Origin of the sequence: Streptomyces yangpuensis (genome assembly GCF_001005295.1) — a bacterium.
GTDB classification, from domain to species: Bacteria; Actinomycetota; Actinomycetes; order Streptomycetales; family Streptomycetaceae; genus Streptomyces; species Streptomyces yangpuensis.
In genome coordinates this window covers 79,519-91,922 of sequence record NZ_LBMK01000010.1, presented here as the reverse complement: position 1 = coordinate 91,922, position 12,404 = coordinate 79,519, and the positions used below count along the sequence as shown (strand labels likewise).

At 73.5% G+C, this 12,404-nt stretch carries 12 protein-coding genes; 8 read left to right on the top strand and 4 right to left on the bottom strand.

The features are described from left to right. Positions 1-170 precede the first annotated feature (170 nt). The 4 genes from AAT21_RS32460 to AAT21_RS32445 all read left to right on the top strand — a co-directional run bounded on the left by AAT21_RS32460 (position 171) and on the right by AAT21_RS32445 (position 6,675). Positions 171-2,369 (top strand): molybdopterin-dependent oxidoreductase, encoded by a 2,199-nt coding sequence (locus AAT21_RS32460; RefSeq protein WP_046780561.1) that lies wholly within the window; start codon positions 171-173, stop codon positions 2,367-2,369. A gap of 73 nt (positions 2,370-2,442) precedes the next feature. Beyond that, positions 2,443-3,951, top strand: a complete 1,509-nt coding sequence (locus tag AAT21_RS32455; RefSeq protein ID WP_046780560.1) for a CitMHS family transporter — start codon at positions 2,443-2,445, stop codon at positions 3,949-3,951. A 97-nt stretch (positions 3,952-4,048) separates the two neighbouring features. Then, complete coding sequence (locus AAT21_RS32450; RefSeq protein WP_046780559.1) at positions 4,049-5,461, top strand: aldehyde dehydrogenase family protein; 1,413 nt, start codon at positions 4,049-4,051, stop codon at positions 5,459-5,461. A gap of 131 nt (positions 5,462-5,592) precedes the next feature. Then, positions 5,593-6,675 carry a Zn-dependent alcohol dehydrogenase gene (locus AAT21_RS32445; RefSeq protein ID WP_046780558.1) on the top strand — a complete coding sequence of 361 codons (1,083 nt, stop codon included), beginning with the start codon at positions 5,593-5,595 and terminating at the stop codon, positions 6,673-6,675. A gap of 142 nt (positions 6,676-6,817) precedes the next feature. On the opposite strand, the gene AAT21_RS32440 is transcribed toward AAT21_RS32445, so the two are convergent. Then, positions 6,818-7,516, bottom strand: coding sequence for a TetR/AcrR family transcriptional regulator (locus tag AAT21_RS32440; RefSeq protein WP_079026103.1), 699 nt, complete (start codon positions 7,514-7,516; stop codon positions 6,818-6,820). An 83-nt stretch (positions 7,517-7,599) separates the two neighbouring features. Here AAT21_RS32440 and AAT21_RS32435 point away from each other — a divergent pair, with 83 nt between their 5' ends. The 3 genes from AAT21_RS32435 to AAT21_RS32425 all read left to right on the top strand — a co-directional run bounded on the left by AAT21_RS32435 (position 7,600) and on the right by AAT21_RS32425 (position 9,925). Further along, positions 7,600-8,751: an acyl-CoA dehydrogenase family protein gene (locus AAT21_RS32435; RefSeq protein WP_046780556.1), complete on the top strand. Its 1,152-nt coding sequence runs from the start codon at positions 7,600-7,602 to the stop codon at positions 8,749-8,751. A gap of 154 nt (positions 8,752-8,905) precedes the next feature. Continuing rightward, complete coding sequence (locus AAT21_RS32430; protein WP_030770220.1) at positions 8,906-9,193, top strand: YiaA/YiaB family inner membrane protein; 288 nt, start codon at positions 8,906-8,908, stop codon at positions 9,191-9,193. A gap of 96 nt (positions 9,194-9,289) precedes the next feature. Next, positions 9,290-9,925 (top strand): TetR/AcrR family transcriptional regulator, encoded by a 636-nt coding sequence (locus tag AAT21_RS32425; RefSeq protein WP_046780555.1) that lies wholly within the window; start codon positions 9,290-9,292, stop codon positions 9,923-9,925. 12 nt (positions 9,926-9,937) lie between these two features. Here the strand turns inward: AAT21_RS32425 and AAT21_RS32420 are convergent, their stop codons facing one another. Next, on the bottom strand, positions 9,938-10,399 hold the full coding sequence (locus AAT21_RS32420) for a MaoC family dehydratase (protein ID WP_030901938.1): 462 nt from the start codon (positions 10,397-10,399) through the stop codon (positions 9,938-9,940). A 104-nt stretch (positions 10,400-10,503) separates the two neighbouring features. Between AAT21_RS32420 and soxR the strand changes: the two genes are divergently transcribed. After that, positions 10,504-10,947: a redox-sensitive transcriptional activator SoxR gene (soxR, locus tag AAT21_RS32415; RefSeq protein WP_030963703.1), complete on the top strand. Its 444-nt coding sequence runs from the start codon at positions 10,504-10,506 to the stop codon at positions 10,945-10,947. A 20-nt stretch (positions 10,948-10,967) separates the two neighbouring features. On the opposite strand, the gene AAT21_RS32410 is transcribed toward soxR, so the two are convergent. Continuing rightward, on the bottom strand, positions 10,968-11,759 hold the full coding sequence (locus AAT21_RS32410) for a 3-keto-5-aminohexanoate cleavage protein (protein ID WP_052758084.1): 792 nt from the start codon (positions 11,757-11,759) through the stop codon (positions 10,968-10,970). Beyond that, positions 11,756-12,337, bottom strand: a complete 582-nt coding sequence (locus AAT21_RS32405; protein ID WP_046780554.1) for a hypothetical protein — start codon at positions 12,335-12,337, stop codon at positions 11,756-11,758. The genes AAT21_RS32410 and AAT21_RS32405 overlap by 4 nt, the downstream gene beginning before the upstream one ends. Positions 12,338-12,404 lie beyond the last annotated feature (67 nt).

Genomic DNA, 12,404 nt, shown 5'->3' with positions numbered 1-12,404 from the left:
CCCCGTCCCCGCCCCAGGCCTCCGCCCGTACCCGTCCCGGGCCTCGCCCGCACCCGACCGGCTGTGCATTCCGTGGAGCGGCCTCGGTACGCTCCCTCGCCACCGTGCCTACCGGTCGGTATGCTCGGGCTCCCCGCGTCCGCGTCGCAGCCTGCCGCCCTGGAGGGCCCATGCCCCGCACCGCCCTGCGCATCTGCCCCCTGTGCGAAGCCACCTGCGGGCTCACCCTCACCATCGAAGGCGCCACGGTCACAGGCGCCCGCGGTGACCGGGACGACGTCTTCAGCCGCGGCTTCATCTGCCCCAAGGGCGCCGCCTTCGGGCAGATCGACGCCGACCCCGACCGCCTGCGCACCCCGCTCGTCCGCCGGGACGGCCGGCTTCGGGAGGCCACCTGGGAGGAGGCCTACGACGCCATCGCCGCCGCCGTGCCCGACCTCGTCCGGGAGCACGGAACGCAGTCCGTCGGCGTGGTCCTCGGCAACCCGAACGTGCACACCATGGCCGGCGCGCTCTACCCGCCGCTGCTGGTCAAGTCCCTCGGCACCCGCAACCTCTTCACCGCCAGCACGCTCGACCAGATGCCCAAGCACGTCTCCAGCGGACTCCTCTTCGGGGACCCCCTGGCCATCCCGGTCCCCGACCTCGACCGCACCGGTTTCCTGCTGCTCCTCGGCGCCAACCCGGTCGAGTCCAACGGCTCTCTCTGCACCGCCCCGGACTTCCCCGGCCGGCTCAAGGCCCTGCGTGCCCGCGGCGGCACCCTCGTCGTCGTCGACCCGCGCCGCACCCGGACCGCGGCCCTCGCGGACCGGCACCTCGCGCCGCGTCCCGGCAGCGACGTGTTCCTGCTCGCGGCCCTCGCGCACACCCTGATCGCCGAGAAGCTCGCCGCTCCCGGGGCACTGGAGGAACATGTCGAGGGACTCGGGGAACTCGGCGCCGCCCTCGGGAGTTTCACTCCTGAGGCCGTCGCCCCCGCCTGCGACCTCACGGCCGACGAGATACGTGGCCTCGCCCGCGAGCTCGCCGCCGCACCCACCGCCGCCGTCTACGGACGGATCGGCAGCTGCACCGTCGAGCACGGCACGCTCGCCAGCTGGCTCGTCGACGTACTGAACATCCTCACCGGCAACCTCGACCGGCCCGGCGGAGTCCTCTTCCCGCTCTCCGCCACCGACCGCGCCCCCCGGCCGGCCGGCCCCGGCAAGGGGTTCACGGTGGGCCGCTGGCGCAGCCGGGTCAGCGGCCACCCCGAAGCGAAGCGTGAACTGCCCATCGTGGCCCTGGCGGAGGAGATCGAGACGCCGGGGGAGGGGCGCATCCGTACCCTGATCGCCATCGCCGCCAACCCCGTCCTCTCCGCACCCGACGGCGACCGCCTCGACCGGGCGCTGGCCGGCCTCGACTTCATGGTCTCGGTCGACCCGTACCTGAACGAGACCTCCCGCCACGCCCACGTCGTGCTGCCCCCGCCGCCGCCCGCGCAGAGCGCGCACTTCGACTTCGCGTTCAACGCCTTCGCCGTACGCAACCAGGCCCGCTACTCGCCGCCCGCCGTCCCCCTGGAGGAGGGGCGGATGGACGAGTGCGAGATCCACGCGCGCCTGATCCTCGCCGTGTCGGGGCTGCACGGAGCCCCGCCGGGAGCCGTCGACGCACGCGTCATCGACGACACGCTCGCCCGGGCCGTCACCGACGTGCACTCGCCGCTGCACGGCGCCGATCCGGCCGCACAGGCCCGCCGGCTGACCGGTCGCACCGGCCCGGAGCGGCGACTGGACATGATGCTGCGCCTCGGACCGTACGAGCTGGGCCTGGAGGACCTGCTGAAGGCGCCGCACGGCATCGACCTGGGCCCGCTGCGGCCCCGCCTTCCGGACGTGCTGAGGACGCGCAGCGGCAGGATCGAGCTGCTCCCGGACCCGATCGCGGCCGAACTCCCCGGGCTGCGCGCGGCGCTCGCCGACCGCCCCGCAGCCCTGGTGCTCGTGGGCCGCCGCCACCTGCGGTCCAACAACAGCTGGTTGCACAACGTCCCGGCCCTCACCGGAGGTTCCAACCGCTGCACCCTGCACGTCCACCCGCAGGACGCAGCCCGCCTCGGGCTCACCGACGGCGGGCGGGCCAGGGTCGCCGCCGACGGCGGCAGCGTGGAGGTCCCCGTCGAGGTCACCGACGCCGTCCGCGCGGGAGTGGTGAGCCTCCCGCACGGCTGGGGCCACGACCGCGCAGGCACCCGCCTGGGCGTGGCGTCCGCCGCGCCCGGAGCCAACGTCAACCAGCTCCTCGACGGCACCCGGATCGACCGGCTCTCCGGCACGGCCGTGCTCAACGCCTTCCCCGTCGAGCTGACACCCCTGCCCTGAACTGGGGTTTTGCTCGTATTGCTCACGCTTCCACGTCTTGTTGGCCCCAGGAGGCGACGCCTACCTTCCCCCCATGCTGACCTTCCTCGGCTTCGCCATGATCGCGACCTTCCTGGTCCTGATCATGATGAAGAAAATGTCGCCCATCGCGGCGCTCGTCCTCATCCCCGCGCTGTTCTGCGTGTTCGCAGGCAAGGGCGCACACCTCGGCGACTACGTCATCGAAGGCGTCGGCAAGCTCGCACCGACCGCCGCCATGCTGATGTTCGCCATCGTCTACTTCGGCCTGATGATCGACGTCGGCCTCTTCGACCCGATCGTCCGGGGCATCCTGCGCTTCTGCAAGGCCGACCCGATGCGCGTCGTCGTCGGCACGGCCGTCCTTGCCGCGATCGTCTCGCTCGACGGCGACGGATCGACCACCTTCATGATCACGGTCTCGGCCATGTACCCGCTCTACAAGCGGCTCGGCCTCAGCCTGGTGGTCATGACGGGTGTCGCGGCCACGGCCAACGGCGTCATGAACACCCTGCCCTGGGGCGGTCCCACGGCCCGCGCCGCGACCGCCCTCAAGCTCGACGCCGCCGACATCTTCGTCCCGATGATCCCCGCCCTCGCGGTGGGCCTGCTCTTCGTGTTCGCCCTGGCGTACGTCCTCGGCCTGCGGGAGCGCCGGCGCGTCGGAGTGCTGGCGCTGCCCGGGCAGAAGGCACCCGGGGAGATGGAGGAAGTCGAGGAAGTCGAGGAAGTCGCGGAGGGCGAGCAGACCGAGGGTGTCGAGGCGGACCTGGTCGCAGCCGCCGCCGGGAGCACCGCCCAGAGCGGTTCCGCCGGTCCGGCCGCGCCGGGAGCGTCCACCGGGCCGACGCTCCCCGAGACCTCCGCCTCCACCCCCACCGCCGCCCCCGGCTCCGCGGCCGGGGCCGCCCCCGAGGACGGGTTCCAGGGCCTCGACCCCGCCCGCGCCACCCTGCGCCCCCGTCTCTACTGGTTCAACGCCGGTCTCACCGTCGCCCTCCTCGCTGCGATGATCATGGAGTTGCTGCCCATCCCGGTGCTGTTCCTGCTCGGCGCCGCCCTCGCGCTCACCGTCAACTTCCCGCACATGCCCGACCAGAAGGCCAGGCTCGCCGCCCACGCCGACAACGTCCTCAACGTCGCCGGCATGGTCTTCGCCGCCGCCGTCTTCACCGGAGTCCTCACCGGCACCGGCATGGTCAAGCACATGGCCGACTGGCTGGTCGGAGCCATCCCCGAGGGCATGGGCCCGCACATGGCACTCGTCACCGGCCTGCTCAGCCTGCCGCTCACCTACTTCATGTCCAACGACGGCTTCTACTTCGGCGTCCTGCCCGTCCTGGCGGAGGCCGGCGCCGCCCACGGCGTGTCCCCGCTCGAGATCGCCCGCGCCTCCCTCGTCGGCCAGGCGCTGCACATGTCGAGCCCGCTGGTTCCGGCCGTCTACGTCCTGGTCGGCATGGCCCGCGTCGAGTTCGGCGACCACACCCGATTCACCGTGAAGTGGGCGGCCCTCACCTCGCTCGTCGTCCTCGCGGCAGGGATGCTTTTCGGCATCATCTGACCCCGGCCGTACCCTGGCCGACAAAAACTACCGACGCTAGTTTGTAGGGTGACGGAGAGGTCGGACCACGCGCACCTGCGTACTCGGGAGGAATGCCATGAAGGCCCAGGACGGGATGTACATCGACGGCGCATGGCGGACCGCCGCCGGAACAGGCCGGATCGACGTCGTCAACCCGGCCGACGGCCAGGTCATCGCCCAGGTCCCGGCCGGCACCGAGGAGGACGTGGACGCGGCCGTACGCGCGGCCCGTGCGGCCCTGCCCGGCTGGGCGGCCACGCCCCCGGCCGAGCGGGCCGCCCTGATCGGCGCACTCCGCGACGCCCTGCAGGACCGCAAGGGGGAGCTGACCGAGACGGTCACCGCCGAACTCGGCGCCCCGCTCCCCTTCGCCAAGGCCGTCCACGTCGGAGCCTCGATCGCCGTGGTCTCCACCTACGTCGACCTCGCCGCCTCGTACGCTTTCGAGGAACGCATCGGGAACTCCACCGTCCTGCTCGAACCGGTCGGCGTGGTCGGGGCCATCACGCCCTGGAACTACCCGCTGTACCAAGTCGTTGCCAAAGTGGCACCCGCTCTCGCCGCCGGCTGCACCCTCGTCCTCAAGCCGGCGGAGGACACCCCGCTGACCGCGCAGCTCTTCGCCGAGGCCGTGCACGAGGCGGGGATTCCGGCCGGAGTCTTCAACCTGGTGACCGGTACGGGCCCGGTCGCGGGCCAGGCCCTGGCCGCCCACGAGGGAGTCGACTTTGTCTCCTTCACCGGCTCGACCGCCGTCGGCAAGCAGGTCGGCGCCACGGCCGGCGCCGCGGTCAAGCGCGTCGCCCTCGAACTGGGCGGCAAGTCGGCGAACGTCATCCTGCCCGGGGCCGACCTGCCCAGGGCCGTCGCGGCCGGCGTCGGCCACGTCATGAACAACACCGGTCAGAGCTGCAACGCGCTCAGCCGGATGCTCGTCCACCGGGACCGGTACGAGGAGGCCGTCTCGCTCGCGGTCGCCGCCGTCGCCGACCACCCCACCGGCGACCCCCGTGCGGAGGGCACCCGCGTCGGCCCCGTCGTCAACGCCAGGCAGCACGAACGCGTCCGCGGCTTCATCGCCAAGGGCGTGGAGGAGGGCGCGCGCCTGGTCGCGGGCGGGCCGGACGCGCCGCACGAAAAGGGGTACTTCATCGCCCCGACCGTGTTCGCCGACGTGACCCCCGACATGACCATCGCCCAGGAGGAGATCTTCGGCCCGGTGCTGTCGATCCTCTCGTACGAGGACGAGGAGGAGGCCCTGCGCATCGCCAACGGCACCGTCTACGGCCTGGGCGGCGCCGTCTGGGCCGCGGACGAGGAGACGGCCACCGCCTTCGCGCGCCGCATGGACACCGGGCAGGTGGACATCAACGGCGGCCGCTACAACATCCTCGCGCCCTTCGGCGGCCACAAGCAGTCGGGCGTCGGCCGTGAGCTGGGCCCCCACGGTCTGGCGGAGTACCTCCAGACCAAGTCCCTGCAGTTCTGAAGCAGTTCTGAACCAGTAGCAGCCGCAGCACCCGATGCACCCGCAGTGGGATCACTCGCACCCGCTGCATCGGCTGCACCCGCCGCATCCGCACCCTCCCGCCCCCCTACCGGAAAGCCGAGACGACGACCATGGTCCGCGCCGCCATCCTGCCCGCCGTCGGAGCACCGCTGGAGATAGGGGAGATCGTGCTGCCCGATCCCGGGCCCGGGCAGGTCCGTGTCCGGCTGGCCGCGGCCGGCGTCTGCCACTCCGACCTCTCCCTCACCAACGGCACCATGCGGGTCCCCGTGCCCGCCGTCCTCGGCCACGAGGGCGCGGGCACGGTCCTCGCCGTCGGCGAGGGCGTCACGCACGTCGCCCCAGGCGACGGCGTGGTGCTCAACTGGGCCCCGTCCTGCGGGACCTGCCACCACTGCGCCATCGGCGAGGTCTGGCTGTGCGCGACCGCGCTCGCCGGGGTCGGGAACATCCACGCACACGACGTCCATGGCACCGCACTGCATCCCGGGCTGAACGTGGCCGCGTTCGCCGAGGAGACCGTGGTCGCGGCCAACTGCGTGCTGCCCGCACCCGCGGGGATCCCGCTCGCCGAGGCCGCGCTGCTCGGCTGCGCCGTCCTCACCGGCTACGGGGCCGTCCACCACAGCGCCCAGGTCCGCCCCGGCGAGTCGGTGGCCGTCTTCGGCGTCGGCGGGGTCGGCCTGGCCGCGCTCCAGGCGGCCCGGATCGCACAGGCGGGCCAGGTCATCGCCGTCGATGTGTCGCCGGCCAAGGAGGAACTGGCGCACGCGGCCGGTGCCACCGAGTTCGTGCTCGCCTCGGACGCCACCGCCCGGGAGATCCGTGCGCTCACCGGCGGGCGGGGCGCGGACGTCGCGGTCGAGTGCGTCGGCCGGGCCGAGACCATCCGCGGGGCGTGGGAGTCGACCCGCCGCGGCGGCCGCACCACGGTCGTCGGCATCGGCGGCAAGGAACAGCAGGTCACCTTCCACGCCCTGGAGATCTTCCATTTCGCCCGCACCCTCACCGGCTGCGTCTACGGCAACAGCGACCCCGCCCGCGACCTCCCCGTGATCGCCGAGCACGTTCGCGCCGGCCGCCTCGACCTGGGCGCCCTGGTGACCGACCGGATCACCCTCGACGACATCCCGGCCGCCTTCGACGCGATGCTGGCCGGCAAGGGCGGCCGCTCCCTCGTCGTCTTCGGCTAGTGCTGGGACCGGCGGCGTCCTCAACGCCGGCGGCGGGCCCGCCTGGCCTCGTGTATCCGGACCGGCCCCGCGTACCCGGCCCGCACGCACCCGGGCTCCCGCAGCCGCCGTGCGGTCGGCACCGTGCGGCGGCTCCGCCGTGTCAGGCGGGCCGTTCCCCGCGCCGCAGCGCCTCGTACTGGAGGGACAGGCCGTCCAGCAGCGCCTCCAGGCCCGTCTCGAACGCGCCCTCGTCCACCTCGCGCTGCCGCTCGGCCAGCAGGTGGGCCTGGCCCAGGTGCGGGTAGTCCGCCGGGTCGTACGCCGCGCGGTCGTCGACGAACCCCCGGGCGAAGGAACCGACCGCCGAGCCCAGGATGAAGTACCGCATCAGTGCGCCGATCCGCGTCGCATGCGCCGCCGGCCACCCTGCCGCGGTCATCGCACCGAACACCGCGTCGGCCACCCGCAGGGCCGCCGGGCGGCGCCCGGGCCCGCGCGCCAGCACCGGCACGATGTTGGGGTGGTCGGCCAGGGCGTCCCGGTACGAGTGTGCCCACGCCTGCAGGGCGCACCGCCAGTCCTGCCCGCCCCCGCCCCCGCTGCCGGCGCCGCCGCCGGCCCCCACGCCTTCGAACATGGACAGATCGACGCGCGAACTCACCGCGTCCGCCACCGCGTCGAGGATCTCGTCCTTGGTGCGGAAGTGGTTGTAGAGCGAGGGCCCGCTGACCCCGAGCGCGGCCGCCAGCCGCCGGGTCGATACCGCCTCCAGCCCCTCCGCGTCGACGAGTGCCCCGGCCGCCTCGACGATGCGGTCCCGGCTGAGAAGGGGCTTGCGCGGTCTGGCCATGCGCCACATAGTAAAGCCTGCCCGCCAAAAACTACCGGTGCTAGTTAAAACGGCGCCGGCCCTCACCCGTCACCCGCCTGGAGGAGGTCCCGGTGAATCTGGAGCTGAGCGAGGAGCAGGGCGCCGTACGCCGGCTCGCCCGCGAGTTCGCCGAGCGCGAGATCGTCCCGTACGCCGCCGAGTGGGACCGCGCCGAGAGCGTGAACCGGGCCGTCGTGAAGAAGCTGGCCGCGCTCGGCTTCCTCGGCCTGACCGTCCCGGAGGAGTACGGCGGCTCCGGCGGCGACCACCTCTCCTACGTCCTGGTCACCGAGGAGCTCGGCCGCGGTGACTCCGCCGTGCGCGGGATCGTCTCCGTCTCCCTCGGCCTGGTCGCCAAGACCGTCGCCGCCTGGGGGAACGAGGAGCAGAAGCGCACGTGGCTGCCCCGCCTGTGCTCCGGCGACGCGCTCGGCTGCTTCGGGCTGACCGAGCCCGGCACCGGCTCCGACGCCGCGAACCTCGCCACCCGCGCCGTGCGCGAGGGGGACTCCTACGTCCTCCACGGGACCAAGATGTTCATCAGCAACGGCACCTGGGCCGATGTCGCGCTGCTCTTCGCCCGCACCGGCGAGGAGCCGGACCACCGCGGCGTCTCCGCCTTCCTCGTCCCCACCGACACCCCCGGCCTGACGCGCCGCGAGATCCACGGCAAGCTCGGCCTGCGCGGGCAGCCCACCGCCGAACTCGTCCTCGACGGCGTCCGCGTGCCCGCCTCCGCGCTGCTCGGCCCGGCGGGCAAGGGCTTCTCGGTGGCCATGTCCGCCCTCGCCAAGGGCCGTATGTCGGTCGCCGCCGGCTGTGTCGGTATCGCGCAGGCCGCCCTGGACGCGGCCGTCTCGTACGCCGCCCACCGCGAGCAGTTCGGCAAGCCGATCGCCCAGCACCAGCTGGTCCAGGAGCTGATCGCGGACATCTCCGTCGACGTGGACGCGGCCCGGCTGCTGACCTGGCGCGTCGCGGACCTCATCGACCGCGGGCAGCCCTTCGCCACCGAGTCCTCCACCGCCAAGCTGTTCGCCTCCGAGGCCGCCGTGCGCGCCGCGAACAACGCCCTCCAGGTGCACGGCGGTTACGGATACATCGACGAGTACCCGCCGGGAAAGCTGCTGCGCGACGCCCGCGTGGCGACCCTGTACGAGGGCACCAGCCAGGTCCAGAAGCTGCTCATCGGCCGCGCCCGCACCGGGGTGTCCGCCTTCTAGCCGCCCGCCCCCGCCCCCGGCCCGCCGCCCGTCGCCCCCCGCTTCCGGCGCCGCCGCCCCCGCTCCCCGCCGCCCGCGCGAGTGAGTACCGGTGCCACCGCTATGAGTACGCGTGCGGATGTGCACCGCCGGGCGGCGCCCCGATGCTCGACGCATGAACGAGACACCGGTCAAGCAGCAGAGCACGGGGGCGTACTACGGACAGGCCGTCGCCTCCTTCGCCATCGCCCTCATCGCCGTGGCCGTGGGGATCTACCGGCTGGAGGCGGACGGCTGGGTCCGTGCCTTCCTCGGGATCGCGGTCCTCTACCTCACCACCTCGGCCTTCACCCTCGCCAAGGTGATCCGCGACCGGCAGGAGGTCACGCAGATCGTCAGCCGGGTGGATCAGGCCAGAATGGAGAAGATCATGGCCGAGTACGACCCCTTCGCGCCGAAGTAGTTTCCGCCGCCGGTCAGGCCCGGCCGAGAACGCTAAGCGCTTGCTCACCCTCCGTGTAGGGTGTTCACTCCCGAACGGTGAAGAGGTGAGTGAGCGATGGGCAGCGCGGAGGACACGGCCGACGGCTACCGACCGTGGTCCGAGGTCACCCCGGACGCCGCACGGCGGCTGCTCGTCGCCGCCGTCGACGCCTTCGCCGAGCGCGGCTACCACGCCACCACCACCCGCGACATCGCCGGCCGCGCCGGCATGAGCCCGGCCGCGCTCTACATCCACTACAAGACCAAGGAAGAGCTGCTCCACCGGATCAGCCGCATCGGGCACGACAAGGCGCTGGAGATCCTCACGATCGCCGCCGACGGCCCGGGCTGCGCCGCCGAGCGCCTCGACGCCGCCGTGCGGTCCTTCGTGCTGTGGCACGCAGCGCACCACACCACCGCGCGCGTGGTCCAGTACGAGCTCGACGCCCTCGCCCCGGAGCACCGCTCCGAGATCGTGGCCCTGCGCCGGCGGAGCGACGCCGCCGTGCGCCGCATCCTCGCCGACGGGGTCGCGGCGGGGGAGTTCGACGTCCCCGACGTGCCGGGCACCACCCTCGCCGTGCTGTCGCTGTGCATCGACGTGGCCCGGTGGTTCAGCACGGCCGGACAGCGCACACCCGACGAGGTCGGCGCGCTCTACGCCGACCTCGTGCTCCGCATGGTGGGCGCGCGGCCGCGCCCTCGGAAGTAGTTCTGCAGCAGTTCAGAAGTAGTAGCGGGACACCGACTCCGCCACGCACACCGGCTTCTCGCCGCCCTCGCGTTCCACCGTGACGGTCGCCGTGACCTGTACGCCGCCACCCGCCTCCGCCACCTCCGTGATCACGGCGGTGGCGCGCAGCCGTGAGCCGACCGGCACCGTCGCCGGGAAACGGACCTTGTTCGTACCGTAGTTGAGGCCCATCCGCATGCCCTCGACCCGCATGACCTGCGGCACCAGGCTGGGCAGCAGCGACAGCGTCAGGTAGCCGTGCGCGATGGTGGAGCCGAAGGGTCCGGTCGCGGCGCGCTCCGGGTCCACGTGGATCCACTGGTGGTCGCCGGTCGCGTCCGCGAAGAGGTCGATCCGCTTCTGGTCCACCTCCAGCCACCCGCTGGGGCCGAGCGGTTCGCCGATCCCGGCGTGCAGTTCCTCGGCGGACGTGAAGACCCTCGGCTCGGCCATGCCTGTTCCTGTCTCTCGCGGAGCACTGACGGACGAATAAGCGCTTGCTCAGCATGCTGGGACCGTATGTGTATGTCAACGGACCTCCGGCTACCCTCGGCCGGGTGCCGCAGATTCCCGAGAAAATCCACGAACTCACCGTCGGCCAGCTGTCAGCCCGCAGCGGCGCGGCCGTCTCAGCGCTCCACTTCTACGAGTCCAAGGGCCTGATCAGCAGCCGCCGCACGAGCGGCAACCAGCGCCGCTACACCCGTGACGCGCTGCGCCGGGTGGCCTTCGTACGCGCGGCCCAGCGGGTGGGCATCCCGCTCGCCAGCATCCGTGAGGCACTGGCCCAGCTCCCCGAGGAGCGCACCCCCAACCGCGAGGACTGGGCCCGCCTTTCCGAGGCCTGGCGCACCGAGCTCGACGAACGCATCGGCCGGCTCGCCCGTCTGCGCGACCACCTGACGGACTGCATCGGCTGCGGCTGCCTCTCGATGGAGACCTGCGCCCTGTCCAACCCGGACGACGTCTTCGGCGAACGGCTCACCGGCTCGCGGCTCTGAAGGCGTGGTAGCCGACCGGTTCACGCTTCCCGCGGCAGCAGTTCCCGGGCCGCCGCGACCAGTTCGGCGTTGGACCGGGCCGGCCGGCCGTCCGGCAGGTGCAGCACGTCCCCCACGCCGGTGCGCACGGCCGTGCCGCACCGGGCGGCCAGCCGCAGCGCCGGCCAGGAGGCCCCGTCCCGCCCGAAGAGCAGCACCCCTCCCGGCGGCTCGCACGACCCGACCGGCAGCCCCGCCCGGGCAACCGCCTCGGTCGGTCGCCCGGGCCCGGTGCAGGGGATGTCCGTCCGGGGCTCGGTGATCTCCGCCGCCACGCGGACCCCGTCGGCACCGGCGCTCGGGATCCGCGTCAGCCAGGACCGTAGCCGCTCCAGCGGCTCGGGGCCGGCCGGGCCGGCCAGCGGCACCACCGCGTCCACCGCGACCCCCCGCTCCAGCAGGGCCAGAGCCAGTGCGGCCGCCCCCGGCTCCGCGAAGTGCACCACCGAGCGGTCCGGCAGTACCGTCCACGCCCGGACCCGTGCCCGCCGCTCATCCGGATCCGGCTCGGCGCCGATGCTCGCAGGCACCGTCAGTGGTACGCCCACCCCCGCGCCCCGCAGCGCCTGCAGCAGCGGCCCGACCACCCGCGGCGAAAGGCTCTCCCGCCCGCACGGCGTCCGCGGGTGCACCAGCACCTCGGCCGCCCCGGCGGCGACCGCCCGCACCGCCGACTCCGCCAGGTCCTGCGGCGACATCGGCACGGCGGGCCCGTCGGCGGCACCGCGCGAGCCGTTGAGCGACACCACGGCCGGTCGGGCCGCCGTTCTCACGCCGCGCCCGCGGCGGGGAAGTCCGCCAGGGCCGGTCTCGGCACCACGATCCCGCAGCCCGCGCACACCGGTCCGTCCCAGGCCGGCGCCCCCTCCCAGGGGGCCACCGGAGCCACCTCCGGCCACCGCAGCTCGGTGTCCCCGCACACCGGGCACGCCGTCCCCGGCTCCGACTCCAGCGCCCGGACCAGCCGCCGCAGCACCTCGCCCAGCGCGCCTTCCGGCCGCACCCACGGGTCCGCGCAGCGCACCACCGCGTCCCCGCTCCCGCCCCAGGCCCACTCAGGCCGGCGCAGGCCGTGGTGCTTCTCCCGCCGACGCCGTTCCGCGAACTGGCGCTCGTACTCCAGCCAGACCCTCCGCGCGTCCTCCAGCTCCTCCAGCGCGGCGACCAGCCGCAGCGGGTCGGCACCCCGGTCCTCGGGGGCGATCCCGTGCCGGTCGCACAGGTGCCACCAGGTGGCCCGGTGCCCGTAGGGCGCGAACCGCTCCAGGCAGCGGCGCAGCGAGTGGCGCCGCAGGGCCCGGTCATTGCGCGCGTCGCGCACCTGGTAGGCCAGACTCCGGAATCCCGCCATCACGCCATCACCTCCGCCGATGTGCCCAACATGCCCGGTCGGGAGCGGGCGCATGCGGGGGCGGACG

What these genes read in the sequence shown, in the direction of transcription:
- AAT21_RS32460 (WP_046780561.1), top strand. Translation starts at nt 171, where the DNA reads ATGCCCCGCACCGCCCTGCGCATCTGCCCCCTGTGCGAAGCCACCTGC.
- AAT21_RS32455 (WP_046780560.1), top strand. Translation starts at nt 2,443, where the DNA reads ATGCTGACCTTCCTCGGCTTCGCCATGATCGCGACCTTCCTGGTCCTG.
- AAT21_RS32450 (WP_046780559.1), top strand. Translation starts at nt 4,049, where the DNA reads ATGAAGGCCCAGGACGGGATGTACATCGACGGCGCATGGCGGACCGCC.
- AAT21_RS32445 (WP_046780558.1), top strand. Translation starts at nt 5,593, where the DNA reads ATGGTCCGCGCCGCCATCCTGCCCGCCGTCGGAGCACCGCTGGAGATA.
- AAT21_RS32440 (WP_079026103.1), bottom strand. Translation starts at nt 7,516, where the DNA reads ATGTGGCGCATGGCCAGACCGCGCAAGCCCCTTCTCAGCCGGGACCGC.
- AAT21_RS32430 (WP_030770220.1), top strand. Translation starts at nt 8,906, where the DNA reads ATGAACGAGACACCGGTCAAGCAGCAGAGCACGGGGGCGTACTACGGA.
- AAT21_RS32425 (WP_046780555.1), top strand. Translation starts at nt 9,290, where the DNA reads ATGGGCAGCGCGGAGGACACGGCCGACGGCTACCGACCGTGGTCCGAG.
- AAT21_RS32420 (WP_030901938.1), bottom strand. Translation starts at nt 10,399, where the DNA reads ATGGCCGAGCCGAGGGTCTTCACGTCCGCCGAGGAACTGCACGCCGGG.
- AAT21_RS32405 (WP_046780554.1), bottom strand. Translation starts at nt 12,337, where the DNA reads ATGGCGGGATTCCGGAGTCTGGCCTACCAGGTGCGCGACGCGCGCAAT.